This is a genomic window from Mesorhizobium sp. M2A.F.Ca.ET.043.05.1.1 (assembly GCF_003952445.1).
In the GTDB taxonomy this organism is placed as follows: Bacteria; Pseudomonadota; Alphaproteobacteria; order Rhizobiales; family Rhizobiaceae; genus Mesorhizobium.
This window is the reverse complement of the sequence record NZ_CP034446.1, coordinates 1,184,492-1,207,011: the sequence shown is the minus strand read 5'-3', so window position 1 is coordinate 1,207,011 and position 22,520 is coordinate 1,184,492. Positions and strand designations below refer to the sequence as shown.

Genomic DNA, 22,520 nt, shown 5'->3' with positions numbered 1-22,520 from the left:
CTACGCCCTTGCCGGAATGTCCCCGGCCCCGTTGTGAACGGTAGGCTGGAAATGGTTTACGAACGGTTCACCATATTTCTTAACCGGCTTGATGGAGACGCAGCCAACGCCTATCAAGCGGTGAAATTGCAGGAGATGGATCATGGCCGGGCTTTATCTGGAAGAGTTTGTCGTCGGCCATGTCTTCCATCATACGCTGCGCAAGACCGTGACCGAGAGCGACAACATGCTGTTTTCAGTCATGACGCTCAACCCGCAGCCTTTGCACATCGATTTCGACTTCGCCGCGAAAACCGAATGGGGCAAGCCGCTGGTAAACTCGCTGTTCACGCTCGGCCTCATGATCGGCATTTCGGTGAACGACATCACCGTCGGCACAACGGTCGCCAATCTCGGCATGAAGGAAACGGTGTTCCCGCACCCCGTCTTCCATGGCGACACCATCCGGGTCGAGACGACGGTCGTCTCCGTGCGCGAGTCCAAGTCGAAGCCCGATCGCGGCATCGTCGAGTTCGAGCACCGCGCCTATAATCAGAACGACGTTCTTGTCGCCAAATGCACTAGGCAGGCGATGATGCTGAAGAAGGCGGCCTGATGCGCTCGTTGCTGTTCGTGCCCGGCGATTCCGAGCGCAAGCTGGAAAAGGGATTCGAGGCCGGCGCCGACGTGGTCATCGTCGATCTCGAGGACTCCGTCGCCGCCGCGAACAAGGGCGCGGCGCGCGCGGTCGCGGCTGGCTTCATCTCGAACCAAAGGCGCCGGACGGGTCCCGCCGTCTATGTCCGGGTCAACGACCTGTCCACCGGACTCACCGACGACGACCTCGCAGCCCTCGTGCCGGCAAAGCCCGACGGCATCATGCTGCCCAAGTCGAACAGCGGGCAGGATGTCCAGCAGCTCGCGGCGAAGCTTCGGGTGCATGAGGCCGAAAACGGACTGCCGGATGGCGCCATGAGAATCCTGCCGATCATCACCGAGACCGCGTCCGGCGTGCTTGCTGCGGCGAGCTATGCCGGGGCAAGCGCGCGGCTCGCCGGCCTGACCTGGGGCGCGGAGGACTTGTCTGCCGCGATCGGCGCGCGGACGGCCCGCGACGAGGACGGCCGCTATACCGACGTGTTCCGCTTGGCGCGCAGCATGACCATTCTGGCGGCCGGAGCGGCGGAAGTCGCTGCTATCGACACCGTCTTTCCCGATTTCCGCGACATGGCCGCCTTCGAGACTGAATGCCGCGAGGCCGAGCGCGACGGCTTCACCGGCAAGATGGCGATCCATCCGGCGCAGGTGCCGGTCATCAACACCGCCTTCACGCCCTCCGCCGAAGCGGTCGAGCGGTCGCAGGCGATCGTCAACGCCTTCGCCGCGGCGGGAAACCCGGGCGTCGTCGGCATCGACGGCAAGATGTATGACCGGCCGCATCTGCGCCTGGCGGAGCGTTTGCTGGCCCGCGCCAAGGCGTCGGGCACCTGAGATTACCAGACCATCGGGATCAGCTTGTAGCGAACGCGCGCGGCGTAATCGTCGTATCCCCGCAGGCCGGTCCGCAAAGTCTTTTCCTCGATGAAGGTGCGGATGGCGAGCAGGACGATGAAGACGAGCACCGATGCCAGCCCCCACCAGGAGCCAAGCACCAGCGCCGTTCCGGCGAAATAGACTATAGCGCCCGCATACATGGGGTGGCGGACATAGCCGTATGGACCGGTGGTGATCACCTTCTGTCCACGCTCGTCCTGGATCTTCACGACAGGCGCCGCGAAACTGTTTTCCAGCATCGTGAGATAGCAGATCCAGATGCCGACGAGCAGGACCAGCATCCCGATCGCCTGCACCCAGACAGGAGCTGCCGACCAGCCGAAACGGAAGTCGAGCCCCATCAGGGCCAGCCATGCGAAAATGCCGATGAGCAATATGCTCAGCACTATCTTGTCCGCGGCTGTCTGGGTCTTCTGGATCGGAGGGCGGAGGCGTTCGTTCATCAGGCCTGGATCGCGCCGGGCGAGCGCCACGCCCATGGTAAGGCTCAGTCCGACCATCACGACTATGTACACCCAGGCTCCCCACCAGTGCAGCGTTCCTGCGGACAGGAACATCAGCGCGCCCATCACACCGAACCACACGAATGTCTGGAGAACCAATCTCGAGATCATGACCAACCTTCCATGACATGCCGCCCGCGATTTGGCGGAATCCGACCAGTGGTCTATTATACCGACCGACGGTCTATAACTCAAGGCACACCCGGCACTCTGGACGAGAACGGCCGCCGCATGCACAAGGTTTCGCCATGCCTCGCATCATCAAGCATCCGGAAATCAGGCGCGAAGAACTGTTGGACCATGCCCAGGCCCTGTTCCTGACGCATGGCTACGACAAAGCGAGCCTCAACGACGTCATCGCGGCCGCCGGCGTCTCGAAGGGTGCCTTCTATCACTACTTCGCTTCCAAGGAGGCGCTGCTGGAGGCATTGGCCGAGCGTTTCGCCAGGCAGGCGCTGGCCGGTGTCCAGAAGATCCTCGACGATCCGGACCTCGATCCGCTCGGGCGCCTGAACGCGCTCCTCGCGCAGTCGCGCCAGGCCAAGGTCGAGACCGCGGCGGAAGCATGGGCGCTGTTCGAGACAATGTTCCGGCCGGAAAACCTGGTGCTGTTCCACCGCATCAATCTGGCGGCGAGCAAGTCCTTCTCGCCGATCCTGGTGGAGATCATCCGCCAGGGCGTCGACGACGGAACATTCCGGACTTTCGATCCCGAAGGCGTTGCCGACATCGTCATGCAGTTCGGCCTGGCCACGCACGACGTGATCGCCAAGGCGTTCGCCGGCGGCAGCGATGCCGACATGGACATCGCGATCGAGGCCCTGGAAAGGCGTGTCAGGCTCTACGAGATCGCGCTTGACCGCATCCTGGGCCTGTCGGACGGCAGCATCCGGATCGGTGAGCCCGGCTACGTGCGCGCTGTCATGACAGCGCGCCGTGCCAATCCTGCCCTCGGCGGGCGCATCGAAGGAGCGTGAACTGTCCCACACTCCTTCGCGGCGTCCCTAAAGCATGTCTCCCGAAAGTGGGAACCGGTTTCGGGATAAAGACATGCGTAAAATCAAAACCTAAAGCGCACGGAGCGAATCTGAAAGATCGCGACGCGCTTTAGGCCGCTCACCCCGCCCAGGGACCGGCGTAATCGGCATAGAGCTTGGCTGGATCGGGCCGCGGCCGCTCCGGCGCCGGCCCCTGATAGGAACCGATATGGACGAAGCCGATAACGCGCTCCTGCGGCGAGAGCCCGAGGATCGCCCTGCCCTCCGGCACATCGGAGTACCAGTTGCTGATCATGTTGGTGCCGTAGCCCAGCGCGTTCGCCGCGATCATCAGGTTCATGGCTGCCATGCCGCCGGACAGGAACATCTCCCATTGCGGGATCTTCGGGTTCTCCCTCGGCACCGACACGACGCCGATCACCAGCGGCGCACGAGAGAAGCGCGCCAGTTCCTGGTTGCGCCTGCCCTCCGGCAACGGCCCCTCGCGCTGCTCGGCAAGTGCTGCCAGCTTCTTGCCGATCTCGACGCGCGCCTCGCCGCGGTAGAGGATGAAGCGCCAGGGCTCGAGCCTGCCATGGTCGGGAACGCGCGAGGCAGCCGCGATCATCGTCGCGATCTCGGCATCGCTCGGCGCCGGCTCCTTGAGGTCCGGGATCGGCGCGGAATTGCGGGTGAGCAGGAAGTCGATGATCGGCGACGCCATGGGGGCCAAATCTCCTAAGCATTCCATAGTATTCAATTTTGAGCTGAAGCGCGCCATCGGGAGGTCGGGCGGCTCGGGCGGTGGCGTTTTGCGCCGGATAAGAAGCCGCCGCGCAGCGCGACGCACTTCTAGGCCTTGAAATTGCCACCGCCTTGGGCTTCAACGCAAGGCATGTTTGAGGGGACCCTGCGCCTTTTCGTGATCGCACTCGTCGCTGCGTTGTTCGCGGTGCCGGTTTCCTTCGCGCTGGCCCAGAACGCCAACGATGTCGGCGACCTCAAGCTTCCGGGCATTTCGAGCTACGCGACGCCGAAGACAGGAGCACCGCTGGCGTTCGGCAATGGCGGCGCCATCACCCTGTCGGCGCAACTGACCGACAAGGGGGCCGACATCACCCGCGGCATCGTCTGGCGGGTGTTCAAGCCGCAGCCGTCCAGCGACGGCAAGCTTCCGATGGTGGCGTCCGCCCATGGCGGCACGGCCGTGTTCCAGCTCGACCCCGGCAGCTATCTCGTCCACGCCTCCTATGGGCGCGCCGGCGCCACCAAGCGCATCACTGTCGGCAAGGACGCCAGGCACGAGAGCCTGGTGCTCGACGCCGGCGGCCTCAAGCTCGACGCGGTGACATCGGGCGGCGCCCCAATCCAGTCGAAGAAACTGCGCTTCTCGATCTATGAAGACCATCCCGCCGCCAATGGCGACCGCGCGCTGATCGCCCCCGACGTGGCGCCGAACACCGTGGTGCGGCTGAACGCCGGCACCTATCACGTCGTCTCCACCTATGGCGCGGTCAACGCCGTGATCCGCTCCGATATCCGCGTCGAGGCCGGCAAGCTGACCGAGGCAACCGTCGAGCACCGGGCGGCTGAGATGACGATGAAGCTGGTGCGCGAGCCCGGCGGCGAAGCCATCGCCGACACGTCCTGGTCGTTGCTCAACGAGAGCGGCGACCCGATCAAGGAAGCGGTCGGCGCCTTCGCCTCAATGGTGCTGGCCGAGGGCCAGTACACCATCATCGCCAAGAATCGCGACCGCATCTACCAGAAGGATTTCACGGTGGTCGCCGGCCAAAACCAGGAAATCGAGGTCGTTGCCAACGAGTCCTCGGCCATCGATCCCGAAGAAGGCGCGGACTGATACATCTGAGCTGTCAGGCCGCCTTGCGCATCCGCTTCGGCAGGAACGGCACGCGGGTGCGCTGCGCGGAAGGCGCCGACAGGTCGAACACCGCCCGATAGAGCCGATCGAGCAGCGCCTTGCGGTCGCGCAGCGGCTCGAGGTCGCTCCATCTCAGCACATCGCCGATGCGCACCTCGATCGCCTTGCCCGACAGCCGCGCGAACTCGCGGATGAGCAAGGAGGTGCGCAGCGTCAGCGACGCCTTGCCGATGAACTTCGCCACGCGGTTGTCACGCTCGGCCATGTTCATCGGGCCGCTGACGAGATGGAACAGGCGGCCGTTCTGGCCGGAGAAATGCATCGGGATGACGGAGGCCTTGGCGTCCTGGACGAGCTTGGCCGGGAACATCTTCCACGGCAGGTCGATGGCGCGGCCGAAACCCTTCGGCGCCGTGGCGACACCGCCGGCCGGAAACACGACGATGGTGACGCCTTCCTTCAGCAGACGCACGGCCTCATGGCGCACAGCCATGTTGTTCTTCAGCGCTTCCTTCGTTTCGGAAAAATCGATGGGCAGCGAATAGGGCTCCATCTCGCGGATCCTGAGCAGATCCTTGTGGATCATGACCCGGAAAGGCCGGCCGAGCTGCTCGGCCAGCGACAGCACGGCAATGCCGTCGCCGATGCCGAAGGGATGGTTGGCGACGATGACCAGCGGTGTGTCCGGCAGCGCCGCCGGCGGCCATTGCACGGCGTTGCGGACCTTGACGTCGATCAGTTCCAGCATACGGCTGAACACGCGGTCGCCGGTCGGCACCACCTGCCTGCGCCAGAAGTCATAAAGCACGGCAAAACGGTCGCGGCCGGACAAACCCTCGACCGAATGGATGAACCAGCGCGTCAGCACCGGCTGATGCGGGTTGGCATAGGAGAGCTCGGGAAAACGTCTTTCCCGCGGTTTCAATTTGAGCATGGCGGCTCGTTACAGGGCTGGCGTGACAGGCATATGAAAATGGCGGTGGACCGGCCACCGCCATTTTAGAAAGTGTCGGTATGTCAGGCCGCCGCGCGACGCTTGCGATCCGGCGAGACCGCCTCGTCGGCGAGAGCCTTCACCGCGTCCTCGAGCTTCAGCGATTCCTGGTCGCGGGAGCCCAGCCGGCGGACATTGACGGTTTCTTCTTCCGCCTCGCGCTTGCCGCAGACGAGGATGACCGGCACCTTGGCGAGAGAATGCTCGCGCACCTTGTAGTTGATCTTCTCGTTGCGAAGGTCGGCTTCGGCGAGCAGCCCTGCGGCCTTCAACCGGTCGACGACTTTCAAGGCATATTCGTCCGCATCCGAGGTGATCGTCGCCACCATCACCTGCAGCGGTGCGAACCACAGCGGGAAATGGCCGGAATAGTTCTCGATCAGGATGCCGAGGAACCGCTCCATCGAGCCGCAGACGGCGCGATGCACCATCACTGGCTGCTTCTTCTCCGAATCCGAGCCGATATAGAAAGCGCCGAAGCGTTCCGGCAGGTTGAAGTCGACCTGCGTGGTGCCGCACTGCCATTCGCGACCGATGGCGTCCTTCAGCACATATTCGAATTTCGGCCCGTAGAAGGCGCCCTCGCCCGGATTGATCGAGGTCTTGATGCGGTTGCCGGAGCGCGTGCGGATCGTCTCCAGCACATTGCTCATGATCGCCTCGGCATGGTCCCAGGCCTCGTCGGTGCCGACGCGCTTGTCCGGCCGCGTCGACAGCTTCACGCTGACCTCGTCGAAGCCGAAATCGGCATAGGTCGACAGGATCAGGTCGTTGATGCGCAGGCACTCGGCGGCCAGCTGCTCCTCCGTGCAGAAGATATGCGCGTCGTCCTGCGTGAAGCCGCGCACGCGCATCAGCCCGTGCAGCGCGCCGGACGGCTCGTAGCGATGCACATTGCCGAACTCCGCAAGTTTCACGGGCAGTTCCCGGTAGGACTTCAACCCATGCTTGAAGATCTGCACATGTCCCGGACAGTTCATCGGCTTCAGCGCGAAGACGCGGTCGTCATCGGTATCGTCGCCGGCGACGGTCACCTTGAACATCGCGTCGCGATACCAGCCCCAATGTCCCGACGTCTCCCACAGGCTCTTGTCCAAAACCTGCGGCGCGTTGACTTCCTGATAGCCGTGCTCGTCGAGGCGCCGGCGCATGTAGTTGATGAGGTTCTGCACCATCTTCCAGCCCTTGGCGTGCCAGAAGACGACGCCAGGCCCCTCTTCCTGGAAATGGAACAGGTCCATCTCGCGCCCGAGCTTGCGGTGATCGCGCTTCTCGGCCTCTTCCAACAGCGTCTGGTAGGCGTCGAGCTGCGCCTGGTCGGCCCAGGCGGTGCCGTAGATGCGCGTCAGCATCGGATTGTTGGAATCGCCGCGCCAATAGGCGCCAGCCACCTTCATCAGCTTGAAGGCGTTGCCGATCTGCCCGGTCGAAGCCATGTGCGGACCGCGGCAGAGGTCGAACCAGTCGCCCTGAGCGTAGATCTTGAGGTCCTGGTCCTCAGGGATGGCGTCGATCAGCTCGAGCTTGTAGCGCTCGCCCTTCTCGGCGAAGACCTTCTTCGCCTTTTCGCGCGACCACACCTCCTTGGTGAACGGCTTGTTGCGCTGGATGATCTCGTGCATCTTCTTCTCGATCACCGGAAAATCGTCCGGCGTGAACGGCTCGTTCCTCGCGAAGTCGTAGTAGAACCCGTTCTCGATCACCGGCCCGATCGTCACCTGCGTTCCCGGCCACAGCTCCTGCACGGCCTCGGCCAGCACATGCGCCGCATCATGACGGATGAGCTCCAGCGCGCGCGGATCCTCGCGGGTGATGATCTCGACCTTGCCGGACGAGCCGAGCGGATCGGAAAGATCGCGCACGGTGCCGTCGAGGCTGTAGGCGACAGCCTTCTTGGCCAGCGACTTTGAGATCGACTCGGCAAGGCCAGCGCCGGTCAGCGCCGCGTCGTAGTCGCGGACGGAACCATCGGGAAATGTCAGGGAAACGGAATTCGGCATCAGAATTCTCCTATCCAGTCCCGCAAACGAGCGCGGGTGGTGAAATGCATGTCGCAGGATGCGTTGCTGCATGCAGAGGGTTAGCCGGAGGCGTCCGGCAGCGGCGCGGTTTTAGAGGCAGTGCCGCGTCAGGTAAAGAGCGGCCCGTCAGGAAATGTCGCCAGTAGTGTCGCAGGCGCTTCGCGCGGGCTTGTGAACAGAGCGCGGCGCAGCTTGTATACGAACTATGGAAGACGCATCCCCAAGCCGAACCGCCCTGCGCGTCGCGCGCTTGCGGGCCCTTCATCAATTCTCACCGCAAGCGGCGCTGTTTCGCGATCCCTACGCGCTCCCGATTCTGGGCGAGGCCGCGCCGAACGCCGGGGAACTCTCTCAGGAAGACGAGCATGGGCGCCGCATGCGCCTGTTCGTTGCCTCACGCGCCCGCCTCGCCGAGGACTGGCTAGCGGCGGCGGTGCGACGCGGCGTCGCCCAAGTCGTGGTGCTTGGCGCCGGCCTCGACACTTTTGCGCTGCGCAATCCATATCCCGACCTCGCGGTCTTCGAGGTCGATCACCCGGCGACACAGGCTTGGAAGCGCCAACGCATCGCCGAAGCCGGTCTTGCCGAGCCGGCCGGCGCCGCCTTCGTGCCGGTCAATTTCGAACGCCAGAGTCTGGCAGGCGAATTGGCGGCGGCAGGTCTGAAAACGAACGAGCCGAGCTTCTTCATCTGGCTGGGCGTCGTGCCCTACCTGACGCGCGAAGCGATTTTTGCCACGCTTGGCTACATTGCCGGTCTCCCCGGCTCGGAGGTCGTCTTCGACTACAGCGAGCCGGCCGAGGATCGTGACGCGGCGGGCCGGGCGACGCTTGCCTTCTACGCGGCGCGCGTCGCGGCGGTCGGCGAGCCCTGGATCAGCTTCTTCGTTCCCGATGAATTGGCAAAGGCCCTCGCCGATCTTGGCTTCGACGACATCGAAGACCTCGACAACGGCGATATTGCCGCGCGCTTTGCCAGGTCCCCTAGCACCAAAAGCAATTCCGGCGGACACATCCTGCGCGCCCGCCGCAGCGTCTGAGAGAGGCTACTTCACCAGTTGCGGCAAATCCTTCAGGAACGCCGCGCGCGTCGCGAGACCTTTCGGCTCGTCGGTACGCTTGGTGTCGAGAACCAGCCTTGCAAAGACGATGCGGCGGCCGTCCTTCTCGGCCCAGCCGACGAACCACCCAAGCGAGCGCCTGCCGTCTTGGCCAAGCCTGGTGCTGCCGGTCTTGCCCTGCACCGTCCAGTCTCCTGCCGCGAAGGTCGGCAGGATTGCCTTGGTCATTTCATGCGCCTTCGCCGAAACCGGCATCTTGCCGGCGAGCAGTTGGCGCAGGAACGCCGTCTGCTCGACCGGCGATATTTCCAGCGAGGAATTGATCCAGGATTGCGTCAGTCCGTTGTCCTTGCCGGCATCGCCCGAGACGTCCTTGTTGCCATAGCCGAATTTCGACACGTAGCCGGCGAACTTCTCGGCGCCGAGCCGCCGCGTGATCTCGCGCGAATACCAGACGATGGAATCGCGTTCCCAGATCGTCGGATCGACGGCCTTCTGGTCCCGCTTCGCCGCCTTGAATTCCGGCCTGTAGTCCCAGCTCGGCGTGTGCGCGTCGCTTAAGATGCCTGCGTCATAGCCGATCAGCGCCAGGGGCACCTTGAACGTCGAGGCCGGGCTGACGCGCTGGTCGCAGACGCCGTCCTGGTAAAGCGTGGCGCCGCTTTGCGCATCCTGGATCAGCGTGCAGCGGATGTCGTCGAGCGGCGCCGATTGCGCCCGCACCGGCAAGCCGAGCATCCAGGCCAGAAGGAAAAGGACGATGGCAAAAATGAAGGGATAGCGGTCCATCTGGTGCATGGCGAAGTCACTCCGGTATGAGATTGCGGGAGCGGCTTAGCGACGCGACTTGTCTCGATTTTGTCTCAAATTGGCAATGTTTGCGCAGCTTCGCGTTAACCCTACCGGACCGTTAAAATCCGGGTCGCGCGTGACGGCGAAGCAATCAGATTTCGGTTTCGCTGCGCCTTTTGCCGATCCGCCAGTAGCGCCAGGGCATGAACCAGACATAGCGCGCCGCAAGCACCTCCGGCACACGGTCGATGCCGTGCGTTCCGAACGGCCCGCAGCGTGAGATTCTGAACAGCCCCATCCAGCCGCCGGCCCACAGGCCATGGCGGGCGATCGCCTCATGCGCGTATTCGGAGCAGGTCGGCAGGTGCCGGCAACTGTTGCCGACAAAGCCTGAAAGCGTCAGCTGATAAAGGCGCACGAGTGACGTGCCGAGGATGCGCCCGGGCGTCTTGCGCCATGGCCCCGGCCAATTGCGTCCCTGCTGGATCGGCCGGTGCATGTGTCCGTGATGGTCGCCCATCGCTCCGCAGCCTGTTTCACTGCGCGATAGATGTGGGCTTCGGCGCTGAAACGCAATGCCCTTAACCCCTGGAGCGCCGGACGGGATGGCTGCCGGTCCATGGGCGATGGTGGGAAGGAAGATCGCGGCGGTCATGGCGGCCGTCGCGCACGACTCCACCATGCCATTGGAAGGTCGCTATCCGTACCACGTCGCTGAAAATGGCCAGGAACTCGTTCATGGCAGGTCTCCTTTGACACGGATTAGACTGCCGCTGGCCTTCCTCCTCAAACGAGTATAATTTCCGTCTCGGATAACTTGAGGTTATGCGAATGAAGCGGGGCCGCCTGCCGCTGACGGCATTGAGAAGCTTCGAGACGGCCGGCCGGCATTTGAGCTTCAGCCGGGCGGCAGAGGAGCTTTATGTCTCACAGGCCGCGATCAGCCGGCAGATACGCGAGCTCGAGACCTTTCTGGGAAGACCGCTGTTCCTGCGCCTCCATCGCCGCGTCGAACTGACGGATGCGGGACATCGGCTGCTCGGCCGATTGGTGAGAAGCTTCGACGATATCGACCGCGTGCTTTCCGAGCTCACGGCCTCGCCAGCGCAAGCCGTCGTGCGCGTCAGCGTCGAACCGTCGCTCGCCGCGGTGTGGCTGGTGCCACGGCTCAATCGCTTTCGCCAACTTCGACCCGATATCGACGTTTCCCTCGAAGTTGATCCACGGCCGATCGAGTTCCGCAGCGATCAGCCCGAGCTCGCCTTGCGTTTCAGCGCGCACGCCACGTCATGGCCGCGCAGCGAGGCCGAGCGCCTGGCCTCGACCGTCGATTCACCGGTCCTGTCGCCGGCGCTGCTTGCCGCCGGCCCTCCCCTGGAAAAGCCGATCGACCTTCGCCACTACACGCTGCTGCATGAGGAAAACCGCCAGGGCTGGGCGCGCTGGTTCCAGGCGGCCGGCGTGCCCGCCGAGGCGATCCCCGCGCGCGGCCCGATGCTGACCGACGTCTCGCTTTCCAAACAGGCCGCGTTGCTCGGCCATGGCGTGGCGCTCGGCGATCTCCTGCAGGTCGGCGAGGAACTCGCTTCGGGGACTTTGATCAAGCCGTTCGATATCGATGTCGCTTCCGGCGCCTATTGGCTGGTGGCCAGAAGTTTGAAGAACCTGCCGGAGCCGGCCAGGGCGTTCGCCGACTGGATCCGAAGCGAATTCGCTGTGACCAGGAGAACGGCCTAGCCTTGTCCTTAGGCCGCCTGTCCGGCGCGTTTCTTCTCGATCTGGCCGATCGCGTCGACCACCGCGTCGAAGGTCAGCATGGTGGAGGCGTGACGCGCCTTGTAGTCGCGCACCGGTTCCAGATATTTGAGGTCCGCGAACCGTCCTTCCGGCGGCGCGCCGTTTTCCTTCAGCATCCTCAGCATGGTTTCGCGGACCGCGCGCAATTCGCCGGCCTTGGCGCCGACCACATGCTGGGCCATGATCGAGGACGAGGCTTGGCCGAGCGCGCAGGCCTTCACGTCATGGGCGAAATCGGTGACCACATCGCCGTCCATCTTGAGGTCGACGGTCACGGTCGAGCCGCACAATTTGGAATGCGCCCTGGCGGTCGCGTCGGGATGATCGAGCCGGCCGATACGCCCGATATTTCCGGCGAAGCCGAGAATTTTCGCATTGTAGACGTCGTCGATCATATTTTTCCAATCCGTCGCCGCCCAGCGAACAGGGTTTGCCGCTCTCGCGTCTTCCTTTCGCTCCGCTCCAACCATATATAATGGTGGCAGTCGGGCATCGACAAGGCGGCTGGAAGCTGCCTTCGTTGCCCCGCTGTTCACGCCGCTTGCGGGATGGAAATGGGCGATTTTCACCCAAAAGGTCATGGTCCGTTCAACTCGTCCCACCTTTGAGTGGGACTACGGGAGACGCCTTTATGGATGCCGTCATCAAGAAAATCATGCCCCCTTCACAATATTTGGACAAGCCCGTCACCGACCGGCCGAGCGAAGCCGAGGTCGAAGCCGCCGTGCGCACATTGCTGCGCTGGACCGGCGACAATCCGGACCGCGAAGGCCTGGTCGATACGCCGAAGCGTGTCACCAAAGCCTTCCGCGAGATGTTCAACGGCTACGACATGTGCCCGGCCGACGAGCTTGGCCGCACTTTCGAGGAGGTTGCCGGCTATGACGACCTTGTCATCGTCAAGGACATAAAGTTCCATTCGCATTGCGAGCACCACATGGTGCCGATCATCGGCAAGGCGCATGTCGGCTATCTGCCGGACGGCAAGGTCGTCGGCCTGTCGAAGATCGCGCGCGTGGTCGACATCTTCGCCCATCGCCTGCAGACGCAGGAAGCGATGACCGCGCAGATCGCCGGCGTCATCCAGGACGTGCTCAACCCGCGCGGCGTCGCCGTCATGCTCGAGGCCGAGCATATGTGCATGGCCATGCGCGGCATCCGCAAGCAGGGCTCGACCACGCTGACCTCGACCTTCACCGGCGTCTTCAAGGATACGCCCGAGGAGCAGGTCCGCTTCGTAACCATGGTGCGCGCAGGCGGCTGATTTGCCGGCCGTCGCCGGCCAAAACACGTAAGGACCGGCGATGTCGGCAGTCGAATTTCCAAAAGCTCCCTCAAGCAAGAAAGCGCTGGAGGAAGGCTCCGTCTTTTCTCCGCGCTTCGACGCCGCGGGCCTCGTCACCGTCGTCGTCACCGATGCCGGTGACGGCATGCTGTTGATGGTCGCGCATATGAATGCCGAGGCGCTGGCGCTTACGCTGGAAACCGGCATTGCCCACTACTGGTCGCGCTCGCGCAATGCGCTGTGGAAGAAGGGCCAGACCTCGGGCAATTTCCAGCAGGTCGTGGAGATGCGCACGGATTGTGACCAGGACGCGATATGGTTGCGCGTGAAAGTGTTGGGCCACGACGCAACCTGCCACACCGGACGGCGTTCTTGTTTTTATCGGACGGTGGGGCTGGATGACGGCAAAGCGACGCTTGCCGGCGACGGCAGCAGGCCGCTGTTCGATGCGGAAGAAACGTATCGGAAGCCGGTGTGAACCATTCAATATTCACAAACCACTCAAATTCACTATTCTCAAATATCCTTGCGGTAGAAGGGATATGGGACAAGGGAGATCATGATGCTCGAATGGGCGTCATTGCGCAGCAAACCTGACGTTCGTGAGGCCAACGGCCCCGCATCGTCCGGCGGCGTGCCCGATCCGAAACCAGGCAGGAAAGCGGGCATCTCGCTGGCGCTTGGCGGCGGCTGCGCCCGTGGTTGGGCCCATATCGGCGTGCTGCGCGCGCTTGACGAGGCCGGCATCGAAGTCTCGATGATCGCCGGCACCTCGGTTGGCGCGCTGGTCGGTGGCTGTTACCTGGCCGGCAAGCTCGACGAGCTGGAAGAGTTCGCCAGGAGCCTGACCAAGCGGCGCATCTTCGGCCTGCTCGATCTCAATCTGCGCGGCAGTGGCCTGTTCGGCGGCATGAAGCTCGACCAGCGCCTGCGCGAGCACCTCGACGGCGCCCGTTTCGAGGATCTGTCGAAACCCCTCGTCGCTGTCGCTTCCGAAATCCGCACCGGCCATGAGATCTGGCTGTCGAGCGGCTCGCTTGTCACCGCCATGCGCGCTTCCTACGCGCTGCCTGGGGTGTTCGAGCCGGTGGCCTGCAACGGCCGCATGCTGGTCGACGGCGCGCTGGTCAATCCGGTGCCGGTCTCGGTCTGCCGCGCCTACGAGCAGCCGCTCGTCGTGGCGGTCAACCTGCATTATGACCTGTTTGGACGCGCCGCCGTCATCAAGCACAGCGCCGGCGAGCTGGTCGTCGAGAAAGACGCTCCGCGACCCGGCCAGGTCAATCCCCAGTCGCACCAGAGCCGCCTCGGCATCACCGGCGTCATGGTCGAAGCCTTCAACATCATCCAGGACCGGATTTCGCGCGCCAGGCTCGCCGGCGATCCGCCCGACATGTCGCTGCAGCCGAAGCTCAGCCATATCGGCCTCACCGAATTCCACCGCGCCGACGAGGCGATCAGCCTCGGCTACCAGGCGACGATGTCCCAGATCAGCGAGCTGACCCGGCTGCAGTCCGTTCTGGTCTGAATTTCCCGATTGCTACGCCAGCGCCGCGTCGCTGATGCGGAACTGCACCGTGCGGTTGCCGTTCCAGTAATTGCCCGACAGCGAACCGGCGACGTGCACGGTCCTGCCCCTGTTCTTGAACAGGAATTCGCCGAGCGCAGTGTCGACGGCGCGAAAGGCGATCGCCTGGATGTTGCCGCCGCTCTGCGACTGCAGGTCGACCCGGATGTGATTGGTTCCGATCGCGCGCGCGTCGGTCAGCCGGTGGCGCGGCAGCACGAAGACCGGCGCGATGTGCCCGGCGCCGAACGGGCCGGCTTTCTCCAGCGCGTCGAGCAGCGCGATCGTGGCGCCCTCGGCGGCCAGGGCGCCGTCGATCGCCAGGCTTTCCTCGTTCTGCAGCCGGAAGACATCGGCCGCGGCGCGCTCCTCGAAGAAGGCGCGCAACTCGCCGAGCTTGGCACGCTCGACGGTGATGCCGGCCGCCATCGCATGGCCGCCGCCCTTGACGATCAGCCCGGCCGCGGCCGCCTCGCGCACCAGCCGGCCAAGGTCGAAGCCGGTCATCGAACGGCCGGAGCCCGTGCCGATGCCGGTCGAATTGAAGGCGATGGCGAAGGCCGGCCTGCGCGCATAATCCTTGAGCCGCGAGGCGATCAGCCCGACGATGCCCGGATGCCAGCTGTTGCTGGCCGTGACGATGACCGCCGGACCGTTGCCGCCGGCAAGCTCGGCATCAGCCTCGGCGCGCGCCTGCGCCAGCATCTCCTGCTCCATCTGCTGCCGTTCTTGGTTCAGCCGGTCGAGCGTCTCGGCGATGCTTGCCGCTTCGACGGGATCGTCGGTGGCCAAAAGCCGGCTGCCGAGCGCCGCGTCGCCGATGCGGCCGCCGGCATTGATCCGGGGCCCGATCAGGAAGGACAGATGGAAGGTGTTGATCGGCTCGCCGATGCGCGAGACCCGCGCCAGCGCCGCCAGCCCCTCATTCTTCTGCTGGCGCAACACCTGCAGCCCCTTGACGACGAAGGCGCGGTTGACGCCGGTGAGCGGCACCACGTCGCACACCGTCGCCAGCGCCACCAGATCGAGCATTGAAAGCAGATCAACGGGCGCGGCCTCCGGCAGCCTTTCGCGCAGCAGCTTTGCCGTCTGTACAAGGCACAGGAAGACGACGCCGGCGGCGCACAGATGCCCCTGCCCCGACAAATCGTCCTCGCGATTGGGATTGACCACGGCCGCCGCCGGCGGCAGCGGCCCGCCGACCTGGTGGTGGTCGAGCACCACGACGTCGGCGCCGGCTTCCCTGGCCGCCTCGATCGAGGTCGCGCTGTTGGTGCCGCAATCGACGGTGACGATCAGCTTGGCGCCGCGCGAGATCAGTTCCCGCATCGCTTCGGGGTTGGGCCCGTAGCCTTCGAAGATGCGGTCCGGGATATAGATTTCCGACGGCACCGAAAAATGCGTGAGGAAGCGTTTCAGGAGCGCCGACGAGGCGGCGCCGTCCACGTCATAGTCGCCAAAGATTGCCACTTTCTCGCGCGCGACGATCGCATCGGCGAGCCGCGCCGCCGCTTTGTCCATGTCCGTCAGCGATGCCGGGTTCGGCAGAAGCTCGCGAATGGTCGGGTCGAGGAAGCGCTCGGCCTGCTCCGCGCTGACGCCGCGCCCGGCAAGCACCCGCGCGACGATATCGGGCACGCCGTGGCCCTGCGCGATCGCCAAGGCGGCCATGTCCTGCCGCTCGGTCAGCCGGTGTTGCCAGGAAACACCGGTCGCCGACTGCCTGACATCGAGGAAGAACCGTTTCTCGCCCGTCATGCGACGCGCCGTCTGCACATCATCTTTGGGCAGATATCAATATGCGACGGCGGGAGCAATTCGGCGCAGGCGAGCAATCCGGGGAAAAGTGTGGAAGGTTTTTCCCCGGAACGCCGCGGTAGCGCTCAAATGGGCGAAATCAGAACTTATCCAGATCCTGGTGGCGCGCCTTGATCTCGCGGACCGTGCGCGAGGACGAGCGCAGCACGATGGTATGCGTGGTGATGAAGGTGCGGCCGAACTTCACCCCGTCGAGCAGATTGCCGTCGGTGACGCCGGTCGCCGCGAACAGCACGTCGCCGCGCGCCATGTCCTGGGCGCGATAGACCCGCTTCGGGTCGGAAATGCCCATCTTCTCAGCCCGCGCCACCTTTTCCGGCGTGTCGAGGATCAGCCGGCCCAGCATCTGCCCGCCGGTGCAGCGAAGCGCCGCCGCCGCCAGCACGCCTTCCGGCGCGCCGCCCGTGCCGAGATAGAGGTCGATGCCGGTCTCGTCCGGATCGGTGGTGTGGATGACGCCCGCGACATCGCCGTCGCCGATCAGCCGGATCGCCGTGCCCGTGGCGCGCACGGCGTCGATCAGCTTGGCGTGACGCGGCCGGTCGAGGATGCAGGCCGTGATGTCGGAAACGGCCACGCCCTTGGCCTTGGCCAGATTGGCGAGGTTCTCGGCCGGCGAGGCGTCGATGTCGATCAAGCCTTCCGGATAGCCGGGGCCGATGGCGATCTTGTCCATATAAACGTCGGGCGCAAACAGCAGGCTGCCCTTTTCAGCGATGGCGATGACCGCAAGCGCATTGGGCAGGTTCTTGGCGCAGATCGTGGTGCCTTCCAGCGGATCGAGCGCGATGTCGACCGCCGGGCCTTTGCCGGTGCCGACCTCCTCGCCGATATAGAGCATCGGCGCCTCGTCGCGCTCGCCCTCGCCGATCACCACCGTGCCCTTGATGGCGAGGCGATTGAGCTCCTGTCGCATCGCGTCGACCGCCACCTGGTCGGCTGCCTTCTCATCGCCGCGCCCGCGCAGCCTGGCGGCCGCGACGGCGGCCCGCTCGGTGACGCGCACCACTTCCATGGTGAGGATCCGGTCGAGGCCGGCAGCGATGTTCTGGGCGATGTTCATGGATGGGCAATCCTCGTTGTCTGTTAGCGTCGAGCAATCCCAGAACGGTTGAGCACCGGAATTGCTCCGCCTCCCGCCAGAGGCGGGCTTCTTCTGGCAAAGCTCCATGACAACGGCAAGACCTAGCCCGTCATTTTTCGAAATGACAGCAAAATCAATCGATTGAAGACGGAATCGGACCTGGCTTATTCCGCCCGCTCGATGCGGATCACTTGCGGTTTGTCGGTCAGATGGCCGTCCTTGGTGATGCCTTCGACCGCCTTGCGCACCGCGGCTTCCGTCGTCTCGTGGGTGACGAGGATGACGGTTTTCTGCGCCTGGGTCTCCGCGCCGGCCGCCTGCTGGACGATCGATTCCAGCGAGATGTCGTTGTCGGCCATGCGCTTTGCGATGGCCGCGAAGACACCGGTGCGGTCATGCACGGTCAGGCGAATGAAGTACCCTCCCGCATGGCTGCGCATGCGCGCCTTCTTGTAAGGCTTCAGTTCCTTCGCCGGCCAGCCGAACACCGGAGCGTGCTGGAACCCGGGCCGGCTCTTGGCGATGTCGGCGATGTCGCCGATCACCGCCGACGCGGTGGCGTTGCCACCGGCGCCTGGACCGGAAAGCAGGAGCTCGCCCAGAATGTCGGTCTCGATCGCCACCGCATTGGTGACGCCATGCACCTGCGCGATGACGGACGCCGTCGGCACCATCGTCGGGTGCACCCGCTGCTCGATGCCGCTGTCGGTGCGCTGCGCGACGCCGAGCAGCTTGATGCGGTAGCCGAGATCGGCCGCGGCGCGGATGTCGGCCTGGCTGATGTTGGAGATACCTTCCATATAGATGTCGTTGGCGGCGATCTTCGTGCCGAAGGCAAGGCTGGTCAGGATCGACAGCTTGTGCGCCGTGTCGTGGCCTTCGATGTCGAATGTCGGATCGGCCTCGGCATAGCCCAGTCGCTGCGCGTCCTTCAGGCAGGCATCGAACGAGATGCCCCCGGCCTCCATGCGGGTCAGGATGTAGTTGCAGGTGCCGTTGAGGATGCCGAAGACACGCGTCACCGCATTGCCGGCCATTGCCTCGCGCATCGTCTTGATGACAGGGATGCCGCCGGCCACCGCCGCCTCGTAATTGAGCAGAACCCCCTTCTTCTCGGCGATCTCGGCAAGCGCCACGCCATGCTTGGCCAGCAGCGCCTTGTTGGCAGTCACGACATGCCGGCCGGCCTCGAGCGCCGCCTTCACCGCCAGCCGCGCCGGTCCTTCGTCGCCGCCGATCAGCTCGACAAAGACGTCGATGTCGGCCTTTTCGGCCATCTGGACCGGATCGTCGAACCATGCCGCGGCGTTGAGGTCGATGCCGCGATCGCGTTTCCGGTCGCGGGCGGAAACCGCCGTCACGACGATATCGCGTCCGCACTGGCGGGTGAGCTCGGCCGCCTTGTCGCGCAGCACGCGCGCCACCGAGGCGCCAACCGTGCCGAGGCCGGCAATTCCAACACGCAACGCTTCAGCCATGTCCGGCGACGCCCCTCAAAAATCCAGAAATATCAGGCAGACTCAGCGCCGAGCGGCGAGCGGCACCACATTGTTGGGCTGCTTGGCGGTCGATGCCAGGAAGCGCTTGATGTTGCGCGCGGCCTGGCGGATCCGGTGCTCGTTCTCGACCAGCGCCACGCGCACATAATCGTCGCCATGCTCGCCGAAGCCGATGCCCGGTGCCACCGCGACATCCGCATGCTCGATGAGCAGCTTGGAGAATTCGAGCGAGCCAAGATGGCGGAACTGTTCCGGGATCGGCGCCCAGGCGAACATCGAAGCCGCGGGCGCGGGAATGGTCCAGCCGGCGCGGCCGAAGGAATCGACCATCACGTCGCGCCGCTTGTGGTAGACCTCGCGCACCTCCTCGATGTCGGCGCCGTCGCCGTTCAGCGCATGCGCGGCCGCCACCTGGATCGGCGTGAACGCGCCATAGTCGAGATAGGACTTCACCCGCGTCAGCGCCGAGATCAGCCGCTCGTTGCCGACGGCGAAGCCCATGCGCCAGCCAGGCATGGAGAAGGTCTTCGACATCGAGGTAAACTCGACGCAGATATCCATCGCGCCCGGCACCTGCAGCACCGAAGGCGGCGGATTGCCGTCGAAATAGATTTCGGAATAGGCAAGATCGGACAGGATGATGATGTCGTTCTTCTTCGCGAAGGCGACCACGTCCTTGTAGAAGTCGAGCGAGGCGACCAGCGCCGTCGGATTCGACGGATAGTTGAGGATCAGCGCCAGCGGCTTCGGGATCGAGTGGCGGATACCGCGCTCGACCGCCGGGATGAAGCCGTCATCGGGCTCGACCTGCAGCGAGCGGATGACGCCGCCCGACATGATGAAGCCGAAGGCGTGGATCGGATAGGTCGGGTTGGGGCACAGGATGACGTCACCCGGCGCGGTGATCGCCTGCGCCATGTTGGCGAAGCCTTCCTTCGAGCCGAGCGTCGCCACCACCTGGGTGTCGGGGTTGAGCTTCACGCCGAAGCGGCGGGCATAATAGTTGGCTTGGGCGCGGCGCAGGCCCGGAATGCCGCGCGAGGACGAATAGCGATGCGTGCGCGGATCGCGCACCACCTCGCACAATTTGTCGACGATGGCTTTCGGCGTCGGCAGGTCCGGATTGCCCATGCCAAGGTCGATGATGTCGGCGCCGCGCGAACGGGCGCTGGCCTTCAGCCGGTTGACCTGCTCGAACACGTAAGGCGGAAGCCGGCGGACCTTGTGAAATTCTTCCATTGGAGTTCCAGACACGATCGAAGGGGGCGCTTTCGGCGCGCGATATAAACCTAATTGCAGTTAGGGTCGAGGGTCGGGTCGCATTTGCCCTCGATCTGTTTCAGCGTGTCGCCGCCATGCGTCTTGGCAAGCGTCTTCAGCGCCGCGGAATTCGCCGGCGCCTTGACGCTGCCGCCTTTGGCAGCCTGCGCCTGCTGCTCGGCCTTGAGCCTGGCCAGGTTCGCCGCGGTCTCCTCCTTGGTGAACTGCTTGGCGGCCACCTGCGGCGGGATGTTGAGGTTCGGGTAGGAGCCGGTGTCCTTCGGGCCTTCGGTAACGGCCGTCGGCGCTGCATTGTTGGTGCCGGTGCTGGTGCAGCCGCCAGCGGGCAGCAGCACGCCGACCAGCGCGGCCAGGACCGCCTTGCGGGAGATCGAACCGAGCCTGTGAAAAAAAATCCCGCCAACATTAATCGTCATATTGTTTTCCTGGCAGCCGGGTTACTGCGAATTGGACCCGGTCAGATGTCCCATGGTAATATGTCAAGAAAACGCTCCGGGAGGAACCCCGCGGACCATGTCCAAACCTGACGATTCGGACAAAGCGGAAAATGGCGGACCTTCGGCCATCGAGCAATATCTGGTGAAGGATCCCGAGCGCTTCGCCTTGAATATGGCCCGCATGATCGAGCAGGCCGGCAAGGCGGCTTCCGCCTGGACCGAACCGCGCGAGAAGGGTGAGGTGCGCGATCATGTCGCCGAACCGGTCGTCGACATGGTCAAGACGTTCTCCAAGCTCTCGGAGTACTGGCTTGGCGACCCGCAGCGCGCGCTCGAAGCCCAGACGCGGCTCTTCGCCGGTTATATGACGGTCTGGGCGAACGCCATCCAGAAGGTCAATCCCAATGCCGAGGCGCCACAGGACGCGGTTCAGCCCGAGCGCGGCGACAAGCGCTTCCAGGACCCCGAATGGGGCCGCAACGCCTTCTTCGATTTCCTCAAGCAGGCCTATCTCGTCACCTCGCGCTGGGCGAACGAGCTGGTCGAGCACGCCGAGGGCCTGGACGACCACACCCGCCACAAGGCGAGCTTCTACGTCAAGCAGGTGTCGAACGCGATCGCGCCGTCGAACTTCATCCTGACCAATCCGGAGCTGTTCCGCGAGACGGTCGCCTCGAATGGCGAGAACCTAGTCCGCGGCATGAAGATGCTGGCCGAGGACATCGCCGCCGGCCGCGGCGACCTGAAGCTGCGCCAGGCCGACTACACGCCTTTCGAAATCGGCAAGAACATCGCCACCACGCCCGGCAAGGTCATCGGACGCAGCGATGTCGCCGAGATCATCCAGTACGATCCGGTGACCGAAACGGTGCTGAAGCGGCCGCTGCTGATCTGCCCGCCATGGATCAACAAATTCTACATCCTCGACCTCAACCCGCAGAAATCCTTCATCCGCTGGGCGATCGAGCAGGGCCACACGGTCTTCGTCATCTCCTGGATCAACCCGGACGAGCGCCATGGCGCCAAGGGCTGGGAGGCCTATATCCGCGAAGGCCTGCAATACGGTCTCGACATGGTTGAGAAGGCGACCGGCGAGAAGGAAGTCAACGCCATCGGCTATTGCGTCGGCGGCACGCTGCTTGCCGCGGCTCTCGCGCTCTTGGCGCAGGAAGGCGACAACCGCGTCAAATCGGCCACCTTCTTCACCACCCAGGTCGATTTCACCTATGCCGGCGACCTCAAGGTCTTCGTCGACGAGGACCAGGTTGCCGCCGTCGAGCGCTCGATGAGCGAGAAGGGCTATCTCGAAGGCACCAAGATGGCCACCGCCTTCAACATGCTGCGCTCGGGCGACCTGATCTGGCCTTATGTCATCAACAATTATATGCGCGGCAAGGAACCCCTGCCCTTCGACCTGCTCTACTGGAATTCCGATTCCACGCGCATGGCGGCGGCCAACCACTCCTTCTATCTGCGCAACTGCTATCTCGAGAACAATCTCTCGCGCGGCACGATGGAGCTAGCCGGGCGCACGGTGTCGCTGGCCGACATCACCATCCCCGTCTACAACCTTGCCACGAAGGAAGACCACATCGCGCCGGCGCTTTCGGTGTTCCTGGGCTCGCGGTTCTTCGGCGGCGACGTGGAGTATGTGATGGCGGGTTCCGGCCACATCGCCGGCGTCGTCAACCCGCCCGCCGCCAGGAAATATCAGTACTGGACCGGCGGCAAGCCGGTGGGCGATTTCAACGCCTGGCTCGCCGCGGCGCATGAGCATCCGGGGTCCTGGTGGACGCACTGGCAGCACTGGATCGAGAACCAGGACAACATCCGCGTGCCCGCCCGCGAACCCGGCAAGCGTATGAAAACCTTGGGAGATGCGCCGGGCACCTATGTCAAGGTGCGTGTGTAACGGACTGTAATGTCTGGTGAGTTGACGGGCCGCCAAAACAGGGCGAAATGGTGGCGTCAATCGTTTCACAGCCTCAAA

At 64.2% G+C, this 22,520-nt stretch carries 23 protein-coding genes; 10 read left to right on the top strand and 13 right to left on the bottom strand.

Translation table 11 applies throughout. The features are described 5' to 3' along the window. The first annotated feature begins 142 nt into the window (after positions 1-142). Entirely contained in the window at positions 143-595 is a 453-nt protein-coding gene (locus EJ069_RS05720; RefSeq protein WP_126060474.1) for a MaoC family dehydratase, read from the top strand. Continuing rightward, positions 595-1,470: a CoA ester lyase gene (locus EJ069_RS05715; protein ID WP_126060473.1), complete on the top strand. Its 876-nt coding sequence runs from the start codon at positions 595-597 to the stop codon at positions 1,468-1,470. Before EJ069_RS05720 ends, EJ069_RS05715 begins: the two co-directional genes overlap by 1 nt. 2 nt (positions 1,471-1,472) lie before the next feature. On the opposite strand, the gene EJ069_RS05710 is transcribed toward EJ069_RS05715, so the two are convergent. After that, positions 1,473-2,147 (bottom strand): isoprenylcysteine carboxylmethyltransferase family protein, encoded by a 675-nt coding sequence (locus EJ069_RS05710; RefSeq protein ID WP_126060472.1) that lies wholly within the window; start codon positions 2,145-2,147, stop codon positions 1,473-1,475. 137 nt (positions 2,148-2,284) lie between these two features. Between EJ069_RS05710 and EJ069_RS05705 the strand changes: the two genes are divergently transcribed. Next, positions 2,285-3,013: a TetR/AcrR family transcriptional regulator gene (locus tag EJ069_RS05705; protein ID WP_126060471.1), complete on the top strand. Its 729-nt coding sequence runs from the start codon at positions 2,285-2,287 to the stop codon at positions 3,011-3,013. Between the two features lie 139 nt (positions 3,014-3,152). Here EJ069_RS05705 and EJ069_RS05700 read toward each other — a convergent pair whose 3' ends face one another. Next, positions 3,153-3,737, bottom strand: coding sequence for a nitroreductase (locus tag EJ069_RS05700; protein ID WP_126060470.1), 585 nt, complete (start codon positions 3,735-3,737; stop codon positions 3,153-3,155). Between the two features lie 171 nt (positions 3,738-3,908). On the opposite strand from EJ069_RS05700, the gene EJ069_RS05695 reads away from it, so the two are divergent. Beyond that, entirely contained in the window at positions 3,909-4,874 is a 966-nt protein-coding gene (locus EJ069_RS05695; RefSeq protein ID WP_126060469.1) for a hypothetical protein, read from the top strand. 13 nt (positions 4,875-4,887) lie between these two features. Here EJ069_RS05695 and EJ069_RS05690 read toward each other — a convergent pair whose 3' ends face one another. Then, positions 4,888-5,829, bottom strand: a complete 942-nt coding sequence (locus EJ069_RS05690; RefSeq protein ID WP_126060468.1) for a lysophospholipid acyltransferase family protein — start codon at positions 5,827-5,829, stop codon at positions 4,888-4,890. 83 nt (positions 5,830-5,912) lie between these two features. After that, positions 5,913-7,889, bottom strand: a complete 1,977-nt coding sequence (gene thrS, locus EJ069_RS05685; RefSeq protein ID WP_126060467.1) for a threonine--tRNA ligase — start codon at positions 7,887-7,889, stop codon at positions 5,913-5,915. 226 nt (positions 7,890-8,115) lie between these two features. Between thrS and EJ069_RS05680 the strand changes: the two genes are divergently transcribed. Then, on the top strand, positions 8,116-8,949 hold the full coding sequence (locus tag EJ069_RS05680) for an SAM-dependent methyltransferase (RefSeq protein WP_126060466.1): 834 nt from the start codon (positions 8,116-8,118) through the stop codon (positions 8,947-8,949). Between the two features lie 6 nt (positions 8,950-8,955). Here EJ069_RS05680 and blaOXA read toward each other — a convergent pair whose 3' ends face one another. The 3 genes from blaOXA to EJ069_RS32645 all read right to left on the bottom strand — a co-directional run bounded on the left by blaOXA (position 8,956) and on the right by EJ069_RS32645 (position 10,502). Next, positions 8,956-9,768 (bottom strand): class D beta-lactamase, encoded by an 813-nt coding sequence (blaOXA, locus tag EJ069_RS05675; protein WP_126060465.1) that lies wholly within the window; start codon positions 9,766-9,768, stop codon positions 8,956-8,958. 145 nt (positions 9,769-9,913) lie between these two features. Continuing rightward, the gene (gene yidD / locus EJ069_RS05670) at positions 9,914-10,282 is read right to left on the bottom strand and encodes a membrane protein insertion efficiency factor YidD (protein WP_126060464.1); all 369 of its coding nucleotides are present in this window, start codon (positions 10,280-10,282) and stop codon (positions 9,914-9,916) included. A 61-nt stretch (positions 10,283-10,343) separates the two neighbouring features. Continuing rightward, the gene (locus EJ069_RS32645) at positions 10,344-10,502 is read right to left on the bottom strand and encodes a hypothetical protein (RefSeq protein WP_189476188.1); all 159 of its coding nucleotides are present in this window, start codon (positions 10,500-10,502) and stop codon (positions 10,344-10,346) included. A 91-nt stretch (positions 10,503-10,593) separates the two neighbouring features. Between EJ069_RS32645 and EJ069_RS05665 the strand changes: the two genes are divergently transcribed. Further along, positions 10,594-11,499, top strand: coding sequence for a LysR substrate-binding domain-containing protein (locus tag EJ069_RS05665; protein ID WP_126060463.1), 906 nt, complete (start codon positions 10,594-10,596; stop codon positions 11,497-11,499). Positions 11,500-11,507: 8 nt separating this feature from the next. Here the strand turns inward: EJ069_RS05665 and EJ069_RS05660 are convergent, their stop codons facing one another. Further along, entirely contained in the window at positions 11,508-11,954 is a 447-nt protein-coding gene (locus tag EJ069_RS05660) for an iron-sulfur cluster assembly scaffold protein (RefSeq protein WP_126060462.1), read from the bottom strand. A gap of 236 nt (positions 11,955-12,190) precedes the next feature. On the opposite strand from EJ069_RS05660, the gene folE reads away from it, so the two are divergent. From folE to EJ069_RS05645, 3 genes are all read left to right on the top strand, one after another. Further along, the gene (gene folE / locus EJ069_RS05655) at positions 12,191-12,823 is read left to right on the top strand and encodes a GTP cyclohydrolase I FolE (protein ID WP_040981569.1); all 633 of its coding nucleotides are present in this window, start codon (positions 12,191-12,193) and stop codon (positions 12,821-12,823) included. 40 nt (positions 12,824-12,863) lie between these two features. After that, entirely contained in the window at positions 12,864-13,322 is a 459-nt protein-coding gene (gene hisI / locus EJ069_RS05650; protein WP_126060461.1) for a phosphoribosyl-AMP cyclohydrolase, read from the top strand. Between the two features lie 84 nt (positions 13,323-13,406). After that, positions 13,407-14,372, top strand: coding sequence for a patatin family protein (locus tag EJ069_RS05645; RefSeq protein ID WP_126064634.1), 966 nt, complete (start codon positions 13,407-13,409; stop codon positions 14,370-14,372). A gap of 12 nt (positions 14,373-14,384) precedes the next feature. Here the strand turns inward: EJ069_RS05645 and recJ are convergent, their stop codons facing one another. The 5 genes from recJ to EJ069_RS05620 all read right to left on the bottom strand — a co-directional run bounded on the left by recJ (position 14,385) and on the right by EJ069_RS05620 (position 20,509). Beyond that, positions 14,385-16,169 carry a single-stranded-DNA-specific exonuclease RecJ gene (gene recJ / locus EJ069_RS05640; protein ID WP_126060460.1) on the bottom strand — a complete coding sequence of 595 codons (1,785 nt, stop codon included), beginning with the start codon at positions 16,167-16,169 and terminating at the stop codon, positions 14,385-14,387. A 139-nt stretch (positions 16,170-16,308) separates the two neighbouring features. Then, a complete protein-coding gene (gene glpX / locus EJ069_RS05635; RefSeq protein WP_126060459.1) occupies positions 16,309-17,292 on the bottom strand; it encodes a class II fructose-bisphosphatase in 984 nt (327 codons plus the stop codon). Between the two features lie 185 nt (positions 17,293-17,477). Continuing rightward, entirely contained in the window at positions 17,478-18,791 is a 1,314-nt protein-coding gene (locus EJ069_RS05630) for a homoserine dehydrogenase (protein WP_126060458.1), read from the bottom strand. 42 nt (positions 18,792-18,833) lie between these two features. Further along, a complete protein-coding gene (locus EJ069_RS05625; protein WP_126060457.1) occupies positions 18,834-20,051 on the bottom strand; it encodes an LL-diaminopimelate aminotransferase in 1,218 nt (405 codons plus the stop codon). A gap of 50 nt (positions 20,052-20,101) precedes the next feature. Next, complete coding sequence (locus EJ069_RS05620) at positions 20,102-20,509, bottom strand: hypothetical protein (protein WP_189476185.1); 408 nt, start codon at positions 20,507-20,509, stop codon at positions 20,102-20,104. Positions 20,510-20,606: 97 nt separating this feature from the next. Between EJ069_RS05620 and phaC the strand changes: the two genes are divergently transcribed. Then, positions 20,607-22,442: a class I poly(R)-hydroxyalkanoic acid synthase gene (phaC, locus tag EJ069_RS05615; RefSeq protein WP_126060456.1), complete on the top strand. Its 1,836-nt coding sequence runs from the start codon at positions 20,607-20,609 to the stop codon at positions 22,440-22,442. Positions 22,443-22,520 lie beyond the last annotated feature (78 nt).

What these genes read in the sequence shown, in the direction of transcription:
- EJ069_RS05720 (WP_126060474.1), top strand. Translation starts at nt 143, where the DNA reads ATGGCCGGGCTTTATCTGGAAGAGTTTGTCGTCGGCCATGTCTTCCAT.
- EJ069_RS05715 (WP_126060473.1), top strand. Translation starts at nt 595, where the DNA reads ATGCGCTCGTTGCTGTTCGTGCCCGGCGATTCCGAGCGCAAGCTGGAA.
- EJ069_RS05710 (WP_126060472.1), bottom strand. Translation starts at nt 2,147, where the DNA reads ATGATCTCGAGATTGGTTCTCCAGACATTCGTGTGGTTCGGTGTGATG.
- EJ069_RS05705 (WP_126060471.1), top strand. Translation starts at nt 2,285, where the DNA reads ATGCCTCGCATCATCAAGCATCCGGAAATCAGGCGCGAAGAACTGTTG.
- EJ069_RS05700 (WP_126060470.1), bottom strand. Translation starts at nt 3,737, where the DNA reads ATGGCGTCGCCGATCATCGACTTCCTGCTCACCCGCAATTCCGCGCCG.
- EJ069_RS05695 (WP_126060469.1), top strand. Translation starts at nt 3,909, where the DNA reads ATGTTTGAGGGGACCCTGCGCCTTTTCGTGATCGCACTCGTCGCTGCG.
- EJ069_RS05690 (WP_126060468.1), bottom strand. Translation starts at nt 5,829, where the DNA reads ATGCTCAAATTGAAACCGCGGGAAAGACGTTTTCCCGAGCTCTCCTAT.
- thrS (WP_126060467.1), bottom strand. Translation starts at nt 7,889, where the DNA reads ATGCCGAATTCCGTTTCCCTGACATTTCCCGATGGTTCCGTCCGCGAC.
- EJ069_RS05680 (WP_126060466.1), top strand. Translation starts at nt 8,116, where the DNA reads ATGGAAGACGCATCCCCAAGCCGAACCGCCCTGCGCGTCGCGCGCTTG.
- blaOXA (WP_126060465.1), bottom strand. Translation starts at nt 9,768, where the DNA reads ATGCACCAGATGGACCGCTATCCCTTCATTTTTGCCATCGTCCTTTTC.
- yidD (WP_126060464.1), bottom strand. Translation starts at nt 10,282, where the DNA reads ATGGGCGACCATCACGGACACATGCACCGGCCGATCCAGCAGGGACGC.
- EJ069_RS32645 (WP_189476188.1), bottom strand. Translation starts at nt 10,502, where the DNA reads ATGAACGAGTTCCTGGCCATTTTCAGCGACGTGGTACGGATAGCGACC.
- EJ069_RS05665 (WP_126060463.1), top strand. Translation starts at nt 10,594, where the DNA reads ATGAAGCGGGGCCGCCTGCCGCTGACGGCATTGAGAAGCTTCGAGACG.
- EJ069_RS05660 (WP_126060462.1), bottom strand. Translation starts at nt 11,954, where the DNA reads ATGATCGACGACGTCTACAATGCGAAAATTCTCGGCTTCGCCGGAAAT.
- folE (WP_040981569.1), top strand. Translation starts at nt 12,191, where the DNA reads ATGGATGCCGTCATCAAGAAAATCATGCCCCCTTCACAATATTTGGAC.
- hisI (WP_126060461.1), top strand. Translation starts at nt 12,864, where the DNA reads ATGTCGGCAGTCGAATTTCCAAAAGCTCCCTCAAGCAAGAAAGCGCTG.
- EJ069_RS05645 (WP_126064634.1), top strand. Translation starts at nt 13,407, where the DNA reads ATGCTCGAATGGGCGTCATTGCGCAGCAAACCTGACGTTCGTGAGGCC.
- recJ (WP_126060460.1), bottom strand. Translation starts at nt 16,169, where the DNA reads ATGACGGGCGAGAAACGGTTCTTCCTCGATGTCAGGCAGTCGGCGACC.
- glpX (WP_126060459.1), bottom strand. Translation starts at nt 17,292, where the DNA reads ATGAACATCGCCCAGAACATCGCTGCCGGCCTCGACCGGATCCTCACC.
- EJ069_RS05630 (WP_126060458.1), bottom strand. Translation starts at nt 18,791, where the DNA reads ATGGCTGAAGCGTTGCGTGTTGGAATTGCCGGCCTCGGCACGGTTGGC.
- EJ069_RS05625 (WP_126060457.1), bottom strand. Translation starts at nt 20,051, where the DNA reads ATGGAAGAATTTCACAAGGTCCGCCGGCTTCCGCCTTACGTGTTCGAG.
- EJ069_RS05620 (WP_189476185.1), bottom strand. Translation starts at nt 20,509, where the DNA reads ATGACGATTAATGTTGGCGGGATTTTTTTTCACAGGCTCGGTTCGATC.
- phaC (WP_126060456.1), top strand. Translation starts at nt 20,607, where the DNA reads ATGTCCAAACCTGACGATTCGGACAAAGCGGAAAATGGCGGACCTTCG.